Source organism: Nocardia nova (assembly GCF_002933465.1).
Classification (GTDB): Bacteria; Actinomycetota; Actinomycetes; order Mycobacteriales; family Mycobacteriaceae; genus Nocardia; species Nocardia nova_B.
In genome coordinates, this window is sequence record NZ_PSZE01000020.1 from 21,254 (window position 1) to 41,408 (window position 20,155).

Here is a 20,155-nt window from a genome sequence, read left to right on the forward strand (position 1 = left end):
GGACGCCGGGACCACCGGCGAAGCCCCGCCGCCGCGGAACCCGGCACGCTGGTAGCGGCGCGATCACCGTGGGAATCCGGTGCGGTCCCTGCCGGTGCACAGGTGCCACCTGGTCCTGCGACCCGGGCTTGCGCCCGAATTGGGCGCGCCGTTCGCGTACGGCCGGCGCGCAGTCCGTGGACGAACCGCCGCGTGGCGCGAGGGCATCGCGAGTCTGCGCGCCGCCTGGGCCGCCCACCCGGACGATCGTGTCCTGGCCGACCTGATCGACGAATTCCGCACGGGCAGCGCCGAATTCGCCGAACTGTGGGAGCGCAGAGATGTGCGGGTGCAGGGCCGGGGCCGCAAGACGATGCATCACCCTCGGGTGGGTGCGGTCACCGTCGCGTATGAGGCGCTGATGCCGTTGCAGGATCCCGATCAGCGCCTGATCATCGACCGCGCCGCCGACGAATCGAGCCAGGTGGCGCTGGATCGGCTCGCCGCCGAGTAGGACTCGGCGAAAAAAATTTCGGGAAAATTCGCGAACTGTGTCGAATGTGCGAGATCGGCCTCGACCAGGGGGTGACAGCGAGTTGGACACACTCCAGGAGTCTCAATGAAGTTGTCAAGCCGCGAGCATGACCGGCGGAGCGGGGTGTCGACGCTGGTAAAGGCCATCATTGGGCGGCGGTGGTCGATGACACCGGTGCCACGCGCACGCGGCGGCGGCCGGCGCCGCGCTGCAGACCATGTCGAAGATCGATATCGCCGCGATCCGGGCCGCCGTCGCCGCCGGCTGACCGGCTCGGCGCACGTCACCGCCGGACCGTTCCCGGCGGTGACGTGTGGCCGCGCGCGAAGATAGCCCGGCGGATGCGGACCGCCGGTGCCGGGACCGCGGAGGCCGCCGCGTGCGCGCAGAGGCTTCCGGTGGACACGCTTGTCGAGTGTGCTGCGGGGACCGCGACCGGGTGGAATACTCCGCGTATGCACCGGCTCCCGCGCTGTTTTGCTGTCCTGTTCGCCGCCTTCGCCTCGATTGCCGCGATTGTGCCCGCGGTCGCATCGGCGGATCCCGGCGGGCCCGCCATCGTCGACGTCCATCCGCTGGGCGGTCGCCAATATTCGGTGGTGGTCTATTCCCCAGCGATGAACAAGCAGATCACCGTCTGGATGTCGCATCCGGATTTCGCGGCGCCGGCGCTGTACCTGCTCAACGCCGTCGACGGCGGCGAGGACGGCGGGCCGTGGACCAACCGCACCGACGTCGCGCAATTCTTCGCCGACAAACCGGTGAACGTGATCGTTCCGATGGGCGGGCGGGCCAGCTACTACACCGACTGGAAGTCCGACGATCCGGTGCTGGGCCGCAACGAGTGGACGACATTTCTGACCCAGGAGCTGCCGCCGCTGTTGAACTCACGATTCCAGATGACGGGCCGCAATGCCGTCGCGGGGACCTCGATGTCGGCGACCTCGGCACTCGATCTGGCCATCGGGGCGCCGGGCCTGTACCAGGCGGTCGGCGCCTACAGCGGTTGTCCGGTGACCAGCGGCGCGATACCGCAGGCCTACGTGTACTCGCAGCTGGGCATCTTCGGCGCGAATGCAGGGAACATGTGGGGTGCGCCGACCGATCCGGACTGGGCCGCTCACGATCCGGTGGTCAACGCCGATCGGTTGCGCGGTAAGGCTCTCTACATCTCCTCGGGCAACGGCGTTCCCGGTGTCCACGACACCCTCGCCGATCCGTCGATCGGCGGAAATCCGGGTGCGCTGGCCGACCGGATCGCGGTCGGCGGGGCGATGGAGAGCGTCGTCGACTCGTGCACCGGGCAGCTGACCGGTCGCCTTGCCACACTGGGCATTCCGGCGACCGTCGTGCACCGCAACGGCACCCACGCGTGGATCTACTGGCAGGACGATCTGCACGACTCGTGGTCGGTCTTCGCCCCGGCGCTGGGAGTGTAGGCCCGAATTCCGAAGTCGTGCGCCGCGCCGCTCGAACGGCACGCCCAGGCTGTCCGCCAGGCAGATGCCGGTGAAACCGGCCTGTTCCGCGGCCCGCGCAAGGTCGACCCAGTGCGTGGGATCCCCGCCCGCCTCGGCGAAATGGAAACGCATGACCGCCATGGTGGCCGCCGGTCCCCGGGTGGCGGGTCGGCGGCCCGGTCAGCGGCCGTCCGCGACGACTCAGCGGGCCACCGGGTTGACCCGGCTCGCGCCGGGGTTCAGCGGCCCACCTGCCGACGATAGGTCACCTTGTCGAATTCGCGGCCGTACTCGTCGACGGCCACCACGTCCATCTCGCTGGCGAAGAATCCCGGCCGCACGTCGACCCGGATGAACGAGTAGTTCCGGAACCGCACTCGCGACCAGGGCGCGGCCTCGTCCTGTTTGGCGCCCGCCGGCGTCCAGACATAGCTGTTGGGCACCGTGGTGTCCGGCACCTCGTGGCCGCGGTAGGTCTCCGGTGAGCCGGGCTGGAAGCCGTAGCGGGGACGTCCGCCGCCGCCCACCGTGTAGTAGACGGTGCCGTCCGCGTCGGGGTAGATAATCGAATTGTCGCCCGCCGCCTTGGTCGGGCGGCCGCCGCGGATCGGGTCGGTGCGCTCGAAGATGTGGTTGTGCCCTTGGAGCACCAAGTCGACCTGGTAGCGGTCGAACAGCGCGCACCAGGCATCACGCAGACCACCGTCGCTGGCATGGGAGTCGGTGGTCGAATAGGCGCAGTGATGGAAGAAGCAGACGATGAAGTCGATATCCGGATTCGCGCGGTACTCCGCGAGAGTTCTTTCCACCCAGCTGGTCTGAGCGCCGCCCGAATAGCCGGTATTGGCCTTGATCTCGTAGGAGACGTCGTTGGCGTCCAGCGACAGCACCGCCACATTGCCGTAGGTGAACGAGTACGCCGACGGGCAGCCCGCGGGCCCGTTGGCCGGAAGGTCCAGGCGGGCGAGGTGTCCGCCGTAGCCGTGAGTGCCGTAGGCGGCCTCCATGTCGTGGTTGCCGGTGGCGAACATCCACGGCGTGGTCGAGGCGCTGGATTCGATGGCGCCGAAATACACGTCCCACACATAGGGATTGAACTTGTCGAATCCGTCGGGCAGCTTGTCGCCGGCGGCGACGTACCGCGGCTTCTTCCCCGCGCCCGACGGGTCGGCGTAGGCGATATCGCCCGCCAGCACGTGGAAATCCGGTTTGCAGGCCACGATCTGACGCATCACGTTGTCCGCGTGCGGGACCGCCGGGTCGTTGTCGGGCTTGTAGTACTTGTCGTCGTAGTCGCCCGGAGCGACGCCCGCCGGCTGGGTGGGAGTGTCGTCGGTGCCCTGGTCGCCCATCATGGTGAACCGAAAGGGCAGTACCGCGTTGCGCACACTCGGCATCGCGGTCGACGCGGCGCGGATGTCACCGACGAATCCGTCCGAGGTGCGCCACCGGTAGAAATGCGGCAGCCGTCCGGGCAGGCCGTCGACCGGCGCGTGCACGTAGAACTGCTCGGCGGCGAGGACGCCACTGTCGCTCGTGGGGATCTGGGTCACCAGATCGCGCACCTCCGCCTCGACGCTCGCGCCGAGCGCCGGGGTCGGGCCGTGATCGAGAAAGACCTTGGTTCCGCTGGGATTACGCGACAGCTGCGCGGCGAAGCGCAGCTGGCTGGCGGCGTCGGGGCCGTAGCCGACATGGCGGCCGCCCACCGCGAGCTGCGCCTGATCGGCATAGGCGCGCCCCGCGAACGGTGAGGTGCCGACGGCGGCCACCGCGGCGGCCGCGGCCGAACCGCGCAGGAAGTTCCGCCGCGACACCGCATGCCGCCGCAGATATCCCCGCTGCCATTCGTGCTGTTCGGCCATCGTCATGGTGGCGGCCAAGTGCTCGGGGATTCCGGTATCGGGGATGTCACCGGCAGGATTCAAGCGATTCCGCATGAGGTTGGATGCTGGCCCAACCATCGGACCGGAGCAACCGCTGCGGGTTCCCAAGGGCGCGAATTCTCGGTGAATTCTTCGGGCCGGCCGCCGCGGCATGGCGCCGATCTGTCGGTGCCCGGTGTGAGAATGCCGTATGGCCTACGACGAAGAGTTGGCGGACCGGATCCGGGACCTGCTCGGGCCCGCGGTGACCGAGACGGTCGAAAAGCGCATGTTCGGCGGGCTGGCCTTCCTGGTCGGCGGCAATATGGCGGTCGCGGCCAGCGGCCAGGGCGGACTGCTGGTCCGGGTCGATCCCGCGCAGGCCGAGGAACTCATCGACGGCTCCGCGGTCGCGCCGATGGTGATGGGCGGACGGGAGATGCGGAACTGGCTGCGGGTGGCGCCGGAATACCTCGACGACGACGAGGTGCTGCACACCTGGCTGGATCGGGGGCTCGGATATGCCCGGACATTACCGCCGAAATAGCTGGAATACATTGTCCGCCAGCGTTATTCGGGCGCCTGCAGGGCGGGGAACCAGATATCGGTGAGGACTTCGGCGGCCGCCGCCGCGGTGACCTCGATCGTGCCCTGCATCGCCCACCGGGTGAAGAAGCGTTCCAGTTGCGCCACCAGTAGCTCGATGCGCAGGCGCGCTTCGTCGCGGCGGCCCTCGGGCCAGCGCGCCAGATAGGCCGGCATCCCGTCGGCGAGCTGCACGATGCCTTCGCGCGCGAGGTCGCGGAACTCCGGTTCGAGGGCGGTCGCCTCGTCCCACGCGGGGAGCAGATCCTTGTTGTCGAAGAACCACTCGATGGCCCGGCGCATCCACGTGGTGAACTCCGCGCGGGAACCGGTGGCGAGGACCCGGTCCAGATCCCGGTAGAAGAATTGGACGCTGGCGAGCGTGCCCTGCTCGGCGATCGCGCGCAACACCTCGGTCTTACCGGTGAAGTGCAGATAGAAGGTGGCCCGGCTGCAGCCGACCGCTGCGGCGATGTCGTCGACGCGTACTCCCAGATAGCCCTCGCGCACGAACAACCGCCGCGCCTCCTCCACGATGCGCATCCGTGTCGCTCGCTTCTGCTCCTCGCGCAGCGACCCGCGCCGGACCGTCGGTTCCGAAGGCATGACGTCGATGATAGACGCCCGCACACTCACTGGACGCTGTGTCCAGTGAATGCTACCGTGTGTGCCACGTCACGTCCGGCGCCGCGCCGAACGCCGCGGTGAGGAATCAGAACATGCGCGCATTGCAATTGACCGGGCCCGGCACGCTGGCGCTGCGCGAGGTCCCGATCCCCGAGCTCGGGCCCACCGATCTGCTGTTGAAGGTCGGGGCGGCCGGCATCCGCCATTCGGACTCCTTCGTTCTCGGCTTGCCGTTCTCGCTGCGCGACGATCCGCTAACGATGGGGCACGAGATCGCCGGAACCATCGAGGCGGTCGGCACCGAGGTCGAAGGTCGTCGCGCGGGGGAGCGGGGCCTGGTCTACCTGTGCTGGTCCTGTGGCGTGTGCCGGGAATGCGTGAGCGGTAACGAGAACGTCTGCCTCGCGGCGGGGCGTACCGCGATGCCGCCGTGCCCTGGCCTCGGGCCCGACGGGGGCATGGCGGAATACGTTCGCATTCCGGCGAATTCGTTCGTGCCGATCGGCGCCTATCGCATGGTGGGTCTCGACGCCGGACCCGCCGGTGGGCCCGGCCTGCCGTGGGGAGCCACCGTCCGAAAGTCCTACGGCGGCACCAAGGGTGACCTGTACGCGTCGGTCGCGCTCGCGCAGCGCGGCGCCATCGACGTGTCGGTGGAACGTTTCGACCTCGCCGAGGGGCCCGCCGCATTCGAACGACTCGACCGGGGCGTGATCCGCGGTTGCGCCGTGCTCATCCCGCGAGCAGAAAGTGAAGGCTATGACGCCAGCTGCCGACCCGCAGGCCATCGCCGCCCGGATCACCGCCGACCTCACCGGTCCCGGTGGGCCGTTCGAGCTGGTCGTCGAAGAGGTACTGGGCGCGCCGATTCCGGTGATGCGCAATCGGCGGCGCAGTATGGCCGAGCTGTTCCACGCGGGCACGGCCTGGGGTGACCACGACTATCTGGTGACCCCGGACCGCCGGATCACCTTCGCCGAACACGGCGCCGCGGCAACGGCTCTCGCGCGCGCACTCGCCGATCGATACCGTGTCGGCAAGGGCGATAGGGTGGGCATCCTCGCCGCGAACACGCCCGAATGGGTGACGACGTTCTGGGCGGCGCAAGTGCTCGGCGCGATTCCGGTCGGCTACAACGCGTGGTGGGCGCCGCGCGAGATCGCCTACGGCCTGGAGCACACCCGGCCGACGGTGGTCGTCGCCGACGCCCAACGCGCCGCACTGCTGGCCGAGGTGGCGAGCGATATTCCGGTACTCACCATGGAATCCGATCTGCCGCAGCTGATCGCCGACCATCCCGGCCCGGCGCCGAAGGTGTCGATCGCGGAGGACGACCCGGCGGTCATCCTGTACACCAGCGGCACGAGCGGCCGGCCCAAGGGCGTCGTGCACACCCAGCGAAACCTGCTGGCGGTCTGCGATTACCACCGCTTCACCGATGCGATGGCCGCCGCCTTCCGCGGGCAACAGCTCGGCCCGGGGCCCAGCGACCGCCGATTCCTGTTGACCTCACCGCTGTTTCATATCGCCAGCCTGCACAATCTGATCATTCCGCGGCTGGCCACGGGCGCGACCGTGGTGATGAGCACCGGCAGCTTCGACCCGCAGCGGGTGTTGTCGCTGATGGAGCGGGAACGGGTGACCAACTGGGGTGCGGTGCCGACGATGGTCAGCCGCATGCTCGAACACGATCTGTCCCGCTACGACCTGTCGAGTCTGGTGGCGTTCTCGCTCAACGCCGCCCCGTCCTCGCCCGCCTTCCATCGACGGCTGCGCCGGGAACTGCCGATGGCCGAGGTCGCGCTCACCACGAGTTACGGACTCACCGAAAGCGGTACCGCGGCAACGGTGGCCACACCGCCGGTGCTGGCCGCCCACCCCGACACCGTGGGGATGCCGATCATCGGCGTGAGCATCGAGATTCGCGATCCGGACGGCAGGACGCTGCCCGACGGCGAGGAGGGCGAAATCTGTGTGCGCAGCCCGTACGTGATGCTCGGCTACTGGAACGATCCGACCGCCACCGCCAATGCCATCGATGCCGAAAGATGGCTGCACACAGGCGATTTCGGCGCAATCGAGGAGGGTCGGCTGCGGCTGTCGGGCCGGCGATCGGATCTCGTCCTGCGTGGCGGGGAGAACGTGTATCCGACCGAAATCGAGAATGTGCTCGACGAGCATCCCGCGGTGCTGGAATCGGCGGTACTCGGTGTGCCGCATGCGGATCTGGGCCAGGAGGTGGCCGCCGTCGTGGTCGTCGCCGATCCGGCCGCCGTGTCCGAGGACGAGCTGCGGGCTTTCACCGCCGAGCGGCTCGCCTACTTCAAGGTGCCGGCCCGCTGGGTGATCACGGCACAACCGTTGCCGCGCAACGCGACCGGCAAGGTCGTCCGGCGCGAGATAGAGATCTGACGCGCCCCGCCGGGGCGGGTGGGTGGAAGAGGACCTGTCAGGTACGACAGCATCGTCAGGGGCGGTACCTGGTTCGACGGTACGGGCGCGCCGTCGGCGGTGCGCGCCGTCGGCATTCGCGACGGGTGGGTGGCTGGCGGCCGCCCGTTCATGTCGGTGGCACATGCGGTGCACCGGCTCACCGGGGATCTGGCCGACTGGTACGGGTGAATGCCGTATTCGTCGGCGGCCGTTACGTTTTCGGCGATGGTGTGGCCGCGTCGGTGCTGGGCTCGCAGCGTACGGGACGCTTTCTCACCGCCGCGTGACCGGGCTGTCGGCTCGTAAGATCCCGGACACTCAGCCGAGGTCGTCGAGCTTGCGGTGCAATACCGCACGCTCACGGTCGTTGCCGCACAGGCGCACCGCCAACTCCCATTCCTCGCGGGCTTCACCGGTGCGGCCGAGGCGGGCGAGCAGCTCGCCCCGAACCGTCGGCAGTAGTTGGGAATTCGGCAGCACGCCCTCGGTGCGGAGACCGTCCACGATATCGAGTGCGGCGTCCGGGCCCTTCGCCATCGCGACCGCGACCGCCCGGTTCAGCTCGACCACCGGTGAAGGGGCGAGGCGGCCCAGCGCTTCGTAGAGGCTCACCACCCGGCCCCAGTCGGTGTCGTCGACAGAGCCGGCGACCGCGTGGCATTCGGCGATCGCGGCCTGAACGCCGTAATAGCCCAGTCCGCGGCCGGCCTGTCCGGCGCGGGTGAGGGCGGCGCGGCCACGCCGGATCGCCGCACGGTCCCAGCGCTGCCGGTCCTGATGCTCCAGCAGCACCGGCTCACCGTCGGGGCCCGTCCGCGCGGGGAAGCGGGCCGCGGTCAGCTCGAGCAGAGCCAGTAGGCCGTACACCTCCGGCTCGTCCGGCACGAGGTGGGACAGCACCCGCGCCAGCCGTTGTGCTTCCCCGGCCAGATCGAAGCGGATCAGTTCGGTGCCCGAGCTCGCCGACGAACCTTCGGTGAAGATCAGGTAGATCACGCTGAGCACCGAGCTCAGGCGGGTGGCGCGCTCACCCGCCTCGGGCACCGCGAACGGAATGTGTTCGGCGGCAAGCGTTTTCTTCGCCCGGGTGATCCGAGCCTGAACCGTCGCGGCCGGAACGAGGAACGCTTTGGCGATCTCGTCGCTGGTGAGACCGCCGACCACCCGCAGCGTCAGGGCCACCCGCGCCTCACGCGAGAGCACCGGATGGCAGGCCGTGAAGATCAGAGCCAGCACGTCGTCGTCGATGCGATCGGGATCCCACAGCGGTTCGGCTGCCCTACGCATCGGATCCGAACCGGGCCCGCCGGTCAGCGCACCGCCCTCACCCAGATCGCGGGCGAGGGCGGCGTAGCGATCATCGAGGGCGGAGCGGCGGCGGAAGGTGTCGATCGCGCGCCGCCGCCCCACCGTGAGCAACCAACCCGCCGGATTGCGCGGTGTTCCCTCCCGCGGCCAGGTGATCAACGCTTCGGCCAGTGCTTCCTGCGCCAGATCTTCGGCGAGGGCGAAATCGCCGGTGTAGCGGGCGAGCGCGCCGACGATGCGCGCGGATTCGATCCGCCACACCGCGGCGACCGCCTCGCGTCCGGTCGGATCGGCCGTCATCCGGAGGTTCCGCTCAGAGCTGCCCGGTGGCCTCGCGCCACGCCCGCTCCTTCTGAATCCACACGTTGTCCTGCGGGAATTCGTCGATCGTGGGCACCCGCCGGATCTCGGTCTTGCACCCCTTGACGATGACCGGCATCCGCTTCGCCCACTCGATCGCTTCCGCTTTGGAGGCGACGTTGAGAAGGTAGAACCCGCCGAACAGTTCCTTGGTTTCGCCGTAGGGGCCGTCGGTGACGACCGGGGTTTCCGAGTCGTAATCGACCACCACACTCTCGGCGGGGTCGAGCCCCTCCGCCGCGAGCAGCACGCCCGCCCGGATCAACTCGTCGTTGAACTTGCCCATCGTCTCCAGCATGGTGTCGAAATCGATCTCGCCCATGCTCGCGTAGGCCTCGTCCGTGGCGCGCATGATCAGCATGTACTTCATGGTGTGTCTCCTTCGTCTCGCGGATCCCCTCCGGACCCTCTCACCCCTGGGTCGAACGGGACCCACTCTGGATCGACACGGCAGCCGAAATTTTCCGAAAGATTTTTCCGGCCGCATTATGGCAGGTCGCCGAGGCTCTCACCCCTTGTTCGTGGTGCGCAAGGCCCAGGCGAGGACGCCGAGTGCTCCGGTGTTGGCGAGGGCTCGCAGGATGTTGAGGGTGATCCAGGGGCTTTCGAACTGGTGGCGCAGGGCGGCGAAATCGCCGGAGGAGGTGTCGGCGAGCTGGTTGTTCAGGGGCACATTGCCGCCCGAGGTGATGAGGAAACTGATCACGTTGAGGGCCAGGGCGAGTAGCACCCACCACAACACGGTGCGCTGGTCGGTGCGCCAGTACAGCACGGCGGCGAGGCCGGTGAAGGCGACCGAACCGAGGAAGCTCAGCATGAAGACCGGATTGACGATGACGGTGTTGATCCGGTTCATCACGTCCACGAAGGTGCGGTCGTCGAGTTGACGCAGCGCGAGCATCACTGAGCTGGCGTAGGCGTAGAAGACGCCGGCCAGCAGGCCGGTGGTGACGGTCGCGCCGATCAGGGAACCGGTCGCGAAGCCGGAGGTGGTCGAGGTGGCGGTGGCGGTGGTCGCTGTCATGCACTCAGTACACCGGGAAGCGGTGAGCGTTCCCATGGTCGTGACGCTCGCTCCTATACGCGAGCGTCCACGAGGCCGCCCGGGGTCAGCGGAACGGCGTGATCTCGGCGAGTCGCCCGGCCGCATCTTGTTCACCCATTCCGGGTCGGCGAGCCGCACCTTCGGCGTGCACCGCCTCGACCACCGCCACGCGGCGGCGCTCTTGTCACCGGAGAACCGCGGCGCCTTCGCGATCGGCCCAGCCGCCGGAACCCGCACAGAGGTCCCCTCGGTGACGACGAGACCGACACCTCTGGCCGCGGTAATACTCGATATTCTCTGGAATCGGAATGCCGTCGGGCGATTTCGCCCGCGTCATCGGCGCCATCGCGAACCGGTTCCGCAGTCGCAGCGACCCCGCGAAGCTAGACCGTGGAGTGCTCTCCAGGCCAAGCGTGCAAGCTCCCTCGTCAGCGCGACGGCGGCAGGACCGGGCTCTGCCAAGCGCGGGCGTACTTCTTCTTGTTCGACACATCGACGGGTTTGCTGCGGTAGACCACGTACGGGCGGACCAGATAGCCGACGGGGGCGCTGAACATGTGGACCAGCCGCGTATAGGGCCAGACGGCGATGAGCGTCAGCACGACGAGCCCGTGCGCCTGGAAGGTCCAAGGCGTGCCGACCATCAGATCCGGTTGCGGATGGGCCGTGAAAAGGCTTCGGAACCACGGAGATACGGTTTCGCGATAGTTGTAGGTGCCCCACAGCAGATTGCTGCCGACGGTATTGAGCAGCCCGGTGATCAGCGCGGCCGCGAGCAACACGTACATGAACTTGTCGTTGGTGGTGGTGGCCTGGCGGACGGCCGGGACTCGCACGCGACGATAGGCGAGGATCGCGATACCGGCGATCACCGCGACTCCGGCCACCGTACCCGCGGAGACCGCGACCAGGTGATAGAGATGCTCGGAGACGCCGACCGCATCGGTCCAGGACTCCGGAATCAGCACGCCCAGAACGTGTCCGCCGATCACACCGAGCATGCCGAAGTGGAAGAGCGGACTGCCCAGCCGCAGCAGCCGGGATTCGTAGATCTGCGAAGACCGTGTGGTCCAGCCGAATTGGTCATTGCGATAGCGCCACAGGTGGCCCAGCACGAACGAGGTGAAGGCGATGTAGGGCAGGGTCGCCCAGACTGTGGATGTCATCGTCGGTCTCCGGATCCGGCGAAAAGCCCTGCTGTGGCCGAGTTTCCGGCTGTGGGCGGGGAGTACAGGTCGGGGTTCATGGCGGGATGCATCGACTCGCCGTCCATCGAATACGGTTCCAGCCCGACGTCCTCGTCCGGCGGTCCCTGCGCGGCCAGTTCGGCGATCCGGCGACGGTCTGCCGTGGTGGGTGGGGGCAGGGTGGCGAGGACGGCGGCCAGGGCGCCGGCATACGGCGATTCGCTGTCGGTGAGCGACAGTCGCAGCATTTCCAGTACCGGGACGTGTTCGCCGAGCAGGCGCTCACCGCCGATCGGGTCGACGGTGGCCGCGAACTCCAGCAGTACCGGAAGATGGTCGGGCAGTTCGCGATCCGACAGCTCCGCCCCGGCATGCCGGTAGGCGTGCTTGAACCGCAGCAGCGCCATCCCGCGCTTGCGGGTGTCGCCGTAGGCGTAATAGGTCAGATGCAGGCTGGCGCGCCGGCGCAGGTCGAAGGTTTCGACGTAGTCGCGCGCCAGGGTGAGCGGTGCGGTGCCGGACAGGTGGGTGAGCGGCCGAAGGAGATCGGTCCGCACCGGCTCCGGAAGGCGGGCTGCCGCCTCGGACAGGTCGTCGAGTATCGCCAGCGTGTCCGGACCGGGGTAGTCCAGCACGAGTGCCGCGATACGCCAGACCAACCGGCGATCACGTTCGGACATCTCGACCACGGGTGTGGGCCGGCGTCTGAGAGTCAGTAGTCCCACGGTTACATCCCTCGTCGGTCGGGTCGCCCGCCCGGGCATATGCGCAGCGTGTGGCGGTGGAACTCGGCGGGCGCGGCGCCGTTGCAGCGGCCGGCGGTGCGCGGCTCACCGGGGCCGGGCACCTCGGTGTACCTGTTCGCCGGGCTCGGCAGGGGGCAGCGAGACGGCCTCATCGGGTCGCCCCGGTCGGCTCGGGCAGCGTGTCGTCGGCTACTCCGTGTCCGGAATCGCCCGTGTTCCCGTTCGCTTCCGGACTCTTGTGCGCGGCGCCTTTGCCTCTGTCACTGTCACTGCCATTGTCACTGCCGTTGCCGTTGCCGTTGCCGTTGCCGTTGCCACTGCCATTGCGTTCCGGCACCAGCCCCTCGGTCGACCCGCCGTCCCAGTTCAGCAGATTGATCCGCGCCGACTTCTGCTCCGGCGCAGCGGCATTGGCGTCGACGAGTGCGAACTTCTCCGAGGTCACATCGAACGCCGTCATCCCGGGCCCGCCGTCGCCGTCCAGGCTGCAGCCGGTCGCCAGCGAATCCAATTCGTGCGCCCGAGATGTCGCGCCCGACGGAATCACGTACCGGTGTTCGTATTTGGCGATGGCCAGCAGCCGGTACATCGCCTCGATCTCCTCCGGTTCCAGGCCCACGGTGCCCGGGATCGTCAGATCGGGTTCCTGACCGAGGTTGATCGAGCGCATGAACGACCGCATCCCGGCCAGCCGCTGCAGCGCCGCGCGCACCGGTCCGATATCCCCGGCGGTGAACAGTTCGGCGAGGTATTCCACCGGGATCCGCAGTGAATCGATGGCGCCGAACAGATTTCCGGCATTCTCACCGTCGTGCCCGGTCTCGGCCAGCACATCCACCACCGGCGACAGCGGGGGCACGTACCAGACCATCGGCATGGTCCGGTATTCCGGATGCAGTGGCAGCGCGATCTTGTAGTCGACGATCAGCTGGTACACCGGCGAATCCTGCGCCGCGGCAATCCATTCCGGAGAGATCCCGGCGCGTTCGGCCTCGGTGATCACGCGCGGATCGTGCGGGTTGAGGAAGACGCCCAGCTGCGACGGATACAACTGCTCCGGATCGGTGACCGACGCCGCCTCGAGGACCGCGTCGGCGTCGTAGAGCATCACGCCGATGTAGCGCAGTCGCCCCACGCACGTCTCCGAGCAGACGGTCGGAATACCGACCTCCACGCGCGGGTAGCAGAACGTGCATTTCTCGGCCTTGCCGGTCTTGTGGTTGAAGTAGATCTTCTTGTACGGGCAGCCGGTGACGCACTGCCGCCAGCCGCGGCATTTATCCTGGTCGACCAGCACGATGCCGTCCTCGGCGCGCTTGTAGATCGCACCCGAGGGGCAGGAGGCGCCGCAGGACGGGTTGAGGCAGTGCTCGCAGATGCGCGGCAGATAGAACATGAAGGTCTGCTCGAATTCGAGTTTGACCTGCTCCGACAGCCGCGCCAGCAACGGGTCCCGGCCGACCTGATCGGGTCCGGAGCCGAGGTCGTCGTCCCAGTTCGCGCCCCAGGTGACCTTCGTATCCTCGCCGGTGATCAGCGATTTCGGCCGCGCCACCGGCGTGGTGTCCATGGCCGGTGCGGACAGCAGATTGTCGTAGTCGTAGCTCCAGGGGTCGTAGTAGTCCGACACCGTCGGCAGATCCGGATTGGCGAAGATGTTGAGCAGCCGCTTCATGCGCGAACCGGACTTCAGGGTGAGGCGGCCGCGGCGGTCCAGCGTCCAGCCGCCCTTCCACTTCTCCTGATCCTGGTACTGCCGCGGATATCCCTGTCCCGGACGGGTTTCCACGTTGTTGAACCAGACGTACTCGGTGCCGCCCCGGTTGGTCCAGGCCTGTTTGCAGGTGACGCTGCAGGTGTGACAGCCGATGCATTTGTCCAGGTTCATCACCATCGCCAGCTGTGCCATGACACGCATATCAGTACTCCACTTCCTGTGAGCGTCTCCGGATCGTGGTGACCTCGTCACGCTGATTTCCGGTGGGCCCGTGGTAGTTCAGGGCGAACGACTGCTGGGCGTACCCCCCGATCAGATGCGTGGGCTTGATCATGATCCGGGTCAGCGCATTGTGGATGCCGCCGCGTTTGCCCTTGCCGGCCCGAAGTTCCGGGCCGCCTTCGATGCGCGGCACGTCGACCGCGCGGTCCTGAGCGTGATACATGAAGACGGTGCCCTCGGGCATACGGTGGCTGACGATCGCCCGCGCGACCACGACACCGTTGCGGTTCACCGCCTCGATCCAATCATTGTCTGCCACACCGATTTTCGCCGCGTCGCGATCGGACATCCAGATCGCCTGCCCGCCCCGGGAAAGGGTGAGCATGTGCAGGTTGTCCTGATACGCGGAATGGATGGACCACTTCGAATGCGGGGTGAGATAGCGAACGGTGACGCCCCGTTCACCGACCGCGCCCACATCGGGTTCGCGGAACAGAGCCGACATGTCGAGCGGCGGCCGGAAGATCGGAAGTTGTTCGCCCAGTTCAATCATCCAGTCGTGGTCGAGGTAGAAGTGCTGGCGTCCGGTGAGCGTGTGCCAGGGCTTGAGCCGTTCGGTGTTGATGGTGAACGGTGAGTACCGCCGGCCGCCGGTTTCGGATCCGGACCATTCCGGTGACGTGATCACCGGCACCGGCCGCGCCTGCGTATCGGCGAAGGTGATCCGCTTGCCCTCGTGCTCGGCCGCCAGATCCGCCAGCCGGGTGCCGGTGCGGCGCTCCAGCGCATGGAAACCCTCCACCGCCAACCGGCCGTTGGTGGTGCCGGACAACGCCAGAATGGCCTCCGCGGCGTGCACATCCTTGGCCAGCGACGGGCGGCCCCGCGCGGCGCCGGAGACAACGGTGCCGTTGACTCCGCGCAGGTACTCGACCTCGGCGCCGGGAACGGTGGTGACGCCCTTGGTGGTGACCCCGAGCGTCTCGATCAGCGGGCCCAGGGCCGCCATCTTCTCCGCCAGCTTCGGGTAGTCGCGTTCCACCACCACCAGCTTCGGCATGGTCTTCCCCGGAATCGGTTCGCATTCACCGGCTTTCCAGTCCAGCACCCGCCCGCGCGCCTGTGCCAGGGCGTCGGCCGAATCGTGCTGCAACGGGACGGCGACCAGATCCTTGCGGACGCCGAGATGTTTCTCGGCCAGCCAGGAGAAGCCACGCGCGATGCGGTGGAAGGCCTCGAAGTCGGTTTTCGCCTCCCACGGCGGTGAGATCGCGGGGGAGAAGGCGTGCACGAACGGATGCATATCCGTCGAGGACAGATCGTGTTTCTCGTACCAGGTGGCGGCGGGGAAGACGATATCGGAGAACAGTGTCGTCGACGTCATCCGGAAATCCAGCGACACCAGCAGATCCAGTTTTCCGGTCGGAGCCTGTTCCGGTCGGCGGACCTCCTGTGGGGGCACCCCGGCCGAATCGTCGGCCTGCAGATTGGAATCCGCACCGAGCAGATGCCGGTGGAAGTACTCGTTGCCCTTACCCGAGGAGCCGAGCAGATTGGCCCGCCACACGGTGAGTACGCGCGGAAAGTTCCGCGGTGCGTCGGGATCCTCACAGGCGAACTCGAGATCACCGGATTTCAGGTTGTCGACCACATAGTCCTGCGGCGTCTGCCCTGCGGCCTCGGCGGCAGCGACCAGGTCCAGCGGATTGCGATCGAACGTGGGATACGTCGGCATCCAGCCGAGCCGCGACGCCAGCGCGATATTGTCGGCGGCCGTGCGCCCGGCGAAAGCGCCGGAACCCAGTGGGGAAGCGAAGGATTCGGAGGTGAAGGGGTCGTAGCGCCACTGGTCGTTGGTCAGATACCAGAACACCGTGCCCTGCATCTGCCGCGGTGGCCGCTGCCAGTCCAGGCCGAACGCCAGGGTGGACCAGCCGGTGACCGGGCGGCACTTCTCCTGGCCCACGTAATGCGCCCAACCGCCGCCGTTGACGCCCTGGCAGCCGGTGAGCAGCGTGAGCGTGAAGAAGGCGCGATAGATCTGATCGGAGTGGAACCAGTGGTTGGTTCCGGCACCCATCAGGATCATCGACCGGCCGCCGGAGCGATCGGCATTGTCGGCGAATTCGCGGGCGATGCGAATCGCTTGTGCGGCAGGCACTCCCGTGATCGACTCCTGCCATGCGGGAGTGTAGGGGGCGCTCGGGTCGTCGTAGCCGGTGGGCCAGTCGCCCGGCAGATCCGGGCGCCCGACACCGTACTGCGCGAGCAGCAGGTCGAAGACGGTGGTGACGCGACGTCCGGCCACGACGGTGGTCGGCACCGAACGGGTGACGACGCCGGTCTCGCCGTCGAAGCGGGGGAACTGTACGGCCGCAGCATCGTCGCTGTGGCCGTACAGAGTCAGCAGCGGATCGACGCCGCCGAGGTCCAGATTCCAACGCCCGGCGCCGGATTCGGAGAATCGGTCGCCGAGGGTTCCGTTCGGTACGAGGGGATGTCCGCCGGCGTCCAGGAGCACGGTTTTGTGCTCGGCGTCCTCCACGTCGAAGCCGGCGACGCCGGCTGCGGCGAGGTCGGCGGCGGTGAGGAATTTTCCGGGCAGCCAGGTGTGGCCGCGGTATTCGCCCTCGCCGCTCCAGCCGCCGTCGCGTTCGTCCAGCGTGATCAGGAACGGGAGGTCGGTGTAGCGCTTGATGTAGTCGTCGAACCGGGCGGTGGACCGGTCGGCGAAGAATTCGCGTAGCACCACATGACCCATCGCCATCGCCAGGGCGGCGTCGGTGCCCGGACGAGCCGGCAGCCATTCGTCGGCGAATTTCGTGTTGTCGGCGTAGTCGGGGGAGACCACCACCACCTTCTGACCGCGGTAGCGGGCCTCGGTCATGTAGTGCGCGTCCGGGGTGCGGGTGACCGGGACGTTCGAACCCCACATGATCAGATAGCCGGCGTCGAACCAGTCCGCGGACTCCGGGACGTCGGTCTGGTCGCCGAACACCTGGGGCGAGGCGACGGGCAGGTCGGCGTACCAGTCGTAGAACGACAGCATCGATCCGCCGAGCAGGGAGATGAAGCGGGCGCCGACCGCGTGCGACACCATCGACATCGCGGGGATCGGCGAGAAGCCCGCGATCCGGTCCGGCCCGTACTGCTTGATCGTGTAAACGTGTGCCGCGGCGGCGATTTCGGCGGCTTCCCACCATTCCGCCCGCACGAATCCGCCCCTGCCGCGCGCGGCCTTGTACGTCATCGCCCGCTCGGGGTCCTCGACGATGGATTCCCAGGCCAGTACGGGATCCTTCAACCGGGACTTCGCCTCGCGATACATTTCCAGCAGCACCCCGCGCACATACGGATACCGCACGCGCGCAGGCGAATACGTGTACCAGGAGAACGAGGCGCCACGCGGGCAGCCGCGGGGTTCGTATTCCGGTTTGTCGGCGCCGACCGACGGATAGTCGGTCTGCTGCGACTCCCAGGTGATCACGCCGTCGGAGACGTAGATCTTCCAGGAGCAGGAGCCGGTGCAGTTGACGCCGTGGGTGGAACGGACCACCTTGTCGTGGGCCCAGCGGTCGCGGTAGAACTCGTCGGCCTCGCGCCCGCCGACCTTGTGCACTGTGCGAAGGTCACCCGACACCTCCCCGCGCTGGAAGTAACGTCCGACCTTCAGCAGCGCGTCGGCCGCCGACTCGGGTATGCCGTTCGACTCTGACGAGGGGGCCGAACCCTTCTTGTGCGAAATGACCACAACGCCCCCATCGAGACAAATGAACCGGGCTGACCAGACCGAGAGTAAGGACGCTCGCGGGGGCGGCAAAACAATCCGCTCACACCGCGCGCGGGTCACCGGTGAGCTGTGAGGCGGGGGAAACGTCCCGGTCACTGGGCAATTGCCGATTGCGCGGGGTGATTCGGGTCCGACCTGCGGCGATACCGCTTCTCACGGCGTCCGCACCCCGGCGGAGAGCCACTGTCCACGCCTTCGGTGATGCTTTGGAAACCGGCGCTTCGCGGGCGTTTTACATTTGTTAACACATCTTCGCGGCGTCGAATCGAGTCGAAAGGATAGCGGCGCGCAAGTAAAAGTGACGGCGATTACCGCTACTGGATGGGGATAGCCGCAGCGATGCCGCCACCGGCGGGAAGGCCAAGGCTGCCCCGCGATCCAGGCAACAGGGGACGGCACTGTCGGGCCGGCCACCGATTATCCGGCATAACCCGGAACCACCGGCGTGCCGGCGGGATCGACGCGGTAGTTGTCGCGCGTCTCACCTCAGCCCGGCAGCGGCAGATATTCGACCAGGTCGCCGTCGGTGGCGCCGGCGGGGACGACGACCAGTGCGTCACGATCGAGCAGGCCGGCCAGGTGGGCGGTGCGGATATGCCCGTCGGCGACCCAGCCGCCCTCGTCGGCGGCCCGCGCCGGCAGGACCCGTGGCACCGGGCCGGAGACCTGTCCCGCGTTCAGGAGAGGTCCGGTGCGCACCCGCGCCGGTGTGCGCCCGGTGAGGCCGGAGACGATGGCCGGGGCGAGCGCCCACAGCGTCGCCACCGCCGCGTACGGATTGCCGGGCAGACCGAGAACCACAGGTCCTGCGGGCATCTCGGCGACCACGGTCGATCCCCCCGGTCGCATCCGCAAGCGGTGTACCAGGATTCGCGCACCGGCCCGGTCCAGTGCGCCGCGCAGCTGGTCGGCCGCGCCGCCGCCGGTCGCACCGACCACGACCAGAAGATGGTCATCGGTCGTATCGGAGAGCACATCGTCGAAGCCGTTGGGCGTATCGCGCAGATGCACCCGGTCCGACGATTCGATTCCGTGCCAGGACAACAACTCCGGAAAGACGGGGCTGACCGAATCGCGGGTCTGGCCGCTGCGCAGCGGACCTTCGCTGCGAATCTCGTCGCCGGTCATGACGATCCGTGCCCGCACCGGCCCGCGGACCTGGGCGGTCACTACTTCGGCGGCGGTCGCCACGGATATCAGTGCCGCGTCGACGCGCGTGCCCTCGGCGGCGACGATATCGCCGCTGTGCCAATCCTCGCCGCGGTGGCGCACATCGTCGCGGATCGGCGCTTCGGGCAGTCGCCGCAGCAGGCCGTCGTCGAGCCGGACGAATTCGTCGCGCACCACGGCATCGGTGCCCTCCGGGACATGGGCGCCGGTGGCGATGCGGACCGCCTCACCGGCGAGCAGGCCCACCGGTCGCTCGCCGCCGGCGAAGCCGATGTCGTGACGCAGCCGCCACGGTTCCGCGCCGGATACCGCGTAGCCGTCCATCGCCGACACATCGAAGCGCGGCAGCGCCGAGGCAGCGCGCAGCGGGGCCGCCAGCGCCGCGCCCCGCACCGCCGCCGGCCGGGCCTCGTGCACCGGCAGCCGAGTGATGCCGGTGCGCAGAATGTCGCGCGCCCGCGCCAAGGACCACGCCGGTGCGGCGGCCTGGGCCGCGCGCACCTGTTCCGCGGTGTCGCAATCGGCGATACCGGACAGCGGCACCATCAGGGTGTCGACCGGAACCAGCACCTTCATCGGCTGATTGGTCACCGAATCCAGCTGCCGCAGTGCCGAGAGCAGCGCCGCTCGCCGCCACACCCCGACCAAATATTGCGGACGGCCGGATTCGTCGGTCGCGAACACCGCGTCGGCATCGGAAGCCGTTGCGTGCCCGATCAATTCGCCGATCGCGGCGGCGGTGACGAACGGCAGGTCGGCGGCCAGGACCACGATCAGATCGGCCGGGAAATCACATTCCTCGAGGGCGCGCACCGCGCAGGCGACGGCCGCGACCGGGCCCGCTCCGGCCGGCACCTCCTGCACCTGCCGGATCTCGGGCGCCAGTTCGGGCCGGTGCGGGCCGACCACCACCGTGCGCACGCAGTCGGCGACCGCGTCCAGTGCCACGGTGAGCATCGCCCGCCCGCCGACCGCGATCGCGGGTTTGTCCACCCCGCCCATTCGGGTCGCCCGCCCGCCGGCCAGCACGATCGCGTCGACAGTCGTCACAGCGGCTCACCCGGGAGGTTGATCATGGACCGATGGTAATCCGCCCACATCGGACGGCGAACGGCGCGGACGGGCG

The 20,155-nt window shown here is 68.1% G+C and carries 14 protein-coding genes and 2 pseudogenes; 6 read left to right on the plus strand and 10 right to left on the minus strand.

Annotated elements, in window-relative coordinates:
* Window positions 1-79: 79 nt before the first annotated feature.
* Together C5E41_RS22150 and C5E41_RS22155 are read left to right on the plus strand one after the other, a co-directional pair.
* Window positions 80-493, plus strand: a complete 414-nt coding sequence (locus C5E41_RS22150) for an MmyB family transcriptional regulator (protein WP_146097637.1) — start codon at window positions 80-82, stop codon at window positions 491-493.
* Window positions 494-969: 476 nt separating this feature from the next.
* The gene (locus C5E41_RS22155) at window positions 970-1,953 is read left to right on the plus strand and encodes an alpha/beta hydrolase (protein WP_104377771.1); all 984 of its coding nucleotides are present in this window, start codon (window positions 970-972) and stop codon (window positions 1,951-1,953) included.
* Window positions 1,954-2,213: 260 nt separating this feature from the next.
* On the opposite strand, the gene C5E41_RS22160 is transcribed toward C5E41_RS22155, so the two are convergent.
* Complete coding sequence (locus C5E41_RS22160) at window positions 2,214-3,914, minus strand: metallophosphoesterase family protein (protein WP_258081165.1); 1,701 nt, start codon at window positions 3,912-3,914, stop codon at window positions 2,214-2,216.
* Between the two features lie 136 nt (window positions 3,915-4,050).
* Between C5E41_RS22160 and C5E41_RS22165 the strand changes: the two genes are divergently transcribed.
* Window positions 4,051-4,386, plus strand: a complete 336-nt coding sequence (locus C5E41_RS22165; protein WP_062963465.1) for a TfoX/Sxy family protein — start codon at window positions 4,051-4,053, stop codon at window positions 4,384-4,386.
* 23 nt (window positions 4,387-4,409) lie between these two features.
* Here the strand turns inward: C5E41_RS22165 and C5E41_RS22170 are convergent, their stop codons facing one another.
* Window positions 4,410-5,030, minus strand: a complete 621-nt coding sequence (locus C5E41_RS22170; RefSeq protein ID WP_104377707.1) for a TetR/AcrR family transcriptional regulator — start codon at window positions 5,028-5,030, stop codon at window positions 4,410-4,412.
* Window positions 5,031-5,143: 113 nt separating this feature from the next.
* Here C5E41_RS22170 and C5E41_RS22175 point away from each other — a divergent pair.
* The 3 genes and pseudogenes from C5E41_RS22175 to C5E41_RS35275 form a co-directional block, all read left to right on the plus strand.
* Window positions 5,144-5,791, plus strand: a pseudogene (locus tag C5E41_RS22175) (alcohol dehydrogenase catalytic domain-containing protein); the annotation flags it as partial.
* Between the two features lie 19 nt (window positions 5,792-5,810).
* Entirely contained in the window at window positions 5,811-7,463 is a 1,653-nt protein-coding gene (locus C5E41_RS22180) for a class I adenylate-forming enzyme family protein (protein ID WP_104377708.1), read from the plus strand.
* A 114-nt stretch (window positions 7,464-7,577) separates the two neighbouring features.
* Window positions 7,578-7,771 (plus strand): annotated as a pseudogene (locus C5E41_RS35275) (hypothetical protein); the annotation flags it as partial.
* A gap of 31 nt (window positions 7,772-7,802) precedes the next feature.
* Here C5E41_RS35275 and C5E41_RS22190 read toward each other — a convergent pair.
* The 8 genes from C5E41_RS22190 to C5E41_RS22230 all read right to left on the minus strand — a co-directional run bounded on the left by C5E41_RS22190 (window position 7,803) and on the right by C5E41_RS22230 (window position 20,079).
* Window positions 7,803-9,092, minus strand: coding sequence for an RNA polymerase sigma factor (locus tag C5E41_RS22190; protein WP_104377709.1), 1,290 nt, complete (start codon window positions 9,090-9,092; stop codon window positions 7,803-7,805).
* A gap of 13 nt (window positions 9,093-9,105) precedes the next feature.
* Entirely contained in the window at window positions 9,106-9,522 is a 417-nt protein-coding gene (locus C5E41_RS22195; RefSeq protein WP_104377710.1) for a YciI family protein, read from the minus strand.
* 138 nt (window positions 9,523-9,660) lie between these two features.
* The gene (locus C5E41_RS22200) at window positions 9,661-10,176 is read right to left on the minus strand and encodes an anthrone oxygenase family protein (protein ID WP_104377772.1); all 516 of its coding nucleotides are present in this window, start codon (window positions 10,174-10,176) and stop codon (window positions 9,661-9,663) included.
* Between the two features lie 449 nt (window positions 10,177-10,625).
* Window positions 10,626-11,363, minus strand: a complete 738-nt coding sequence (narI, locus tag C5E41_RS22210; RefSeq protein WP_104377711.1) for a respiratory nitrate reductase subunit gamma — start codon at window positions 11,361-11,363, stop codon at window positions 10,626-10,628.
* Window positions 11,360-12,109: a nitrate reductase molybdenum cofactor assembly chaperone gene (gene narJ, locus C5E41_RS22215; protein WP_104377712.1), complete on the minus strand. Its 750-nt coding sequence runs from the start codon at window positions 12,107-12,109 to the stop codon at window positions 11,360-11,362. The genes narI and narJ overlap by 4 nt, the downstream gene beginning before the upstream one ends.
* 169 nt (window positions 12,110-12,278) lie before the next feature.
* Complete coding sequence (narH, locus tag C5E41_RS22220) at window positions 12,279-14,039, minus strand: nitrate reductase subunit beta (protein ID WP_219823226.1); 1,761 nt, start codon at window positions 14,037-14,039, stop codon at window positions 12,279-12,281.
* 10 nt (window positions 14,040-14,049) lie between these two features.
* Window positions 14,050-17,814 (minus strand): nitrate reductase subunit alpha, encoded by a 3,765-nt coding sequence (locus C5E41_RS22225; RefSeq protein WP_439956464.1) that lies wholly within the window; start codon window positions 17,812-17,814, stop codon window positions 14,050-14,052.
* 531 nt (window positions 17,815-18,345) lie between these two features.
* On the minus strand, window positions 18,346-20,079 hold the full coding sequence (locus C5E41_RS22230; protein WP_104377715.1) for an NTP transferase domain-containing protein: 1,734 nt from the start codon (window positions 20,077-20,079) through the stop codon (window positions 18,346-18,348).
* Window positions 20,080-20,155 lie beyond the last annotated feature (76 nt).

What these genes read in the sequence shown, in the direction of transcription:
- C5E41_RS22155 (WP_104377771.1), top strand. Translation starts at nt 970, where the DNA reads ATGCACCGGCTCCCGCGCTGTTTTGCTGTCCTGTTCGCCGCCTTCGCC.
- C5E41_RS22160 (WP_258081165.1), bottom strand. Translation starts at nt 3,914, where the DNA reads ATGCGGAATCGCTTGAATCCTGCCGGTGACATCCCCGATACCGGAATC.
- C5E41_RS22165 (WP_062963465.1), top strand. Translation starts at nt 4,051, where the DNA reads ATGGCCTACGACGAAGAGTTGGCGGACCGGATCCGGGACCTGCTCGGG.
- C5E41_RS22170 (WP_104377707.1), bottom strand. Translation starts at nt 5,030, where the DNA reads ATGCCTTCGGAACCGACGGTCCGGCGCGGGTCGCTGCGCGAGGAGCAG.
- C5E41_RS22180 (WP_104377708.1), top strand. Translation starts at nt 5,811, where the DNA reads ATGACGCCAGCTGCCGACCCGCAGGCCATCGCCGCCCGGATCACCGCC.
- C5E41_RS22190 (WP_104377709.1), bottom strand. Translation starts at nt 9,092, where the DNA reads ATGACGGCCGATCCGACCGGACGCGAGGCGGTCGCCGCGGTGTGGCGG.
- C5E41_RS22195 (WP_104377710.1), bottom strand. Translation starts at nt 9,522, where the DNA reads ATGAAGTACATGCTGATCATGCGCGCCACGGACGAGGCCTACGCGAGC.
- C5E41_RS22200 (WP_104377772.1), bottom strand. Translation starts at nt 10,176, where the DNA reads ATGACAGCGACCACCGCCACCGCCACCTCGACCACCTCCGGCTTCGCG.
- narI (WP_104377711.1), bottom strand. Translation starts at nt 11,363, where the DNA reads ATGACATCCACAGTCTGGGCGACCCTGCCCTACATCGCCTTCACCTCG.
- narH (WP_219823226.1), bottom strand. Translation starts at nt 14,039, where the DNA reads ATGGCACAGCTGGCGATGGTGATGAACCTGGACAAATGCATCGGCTGT.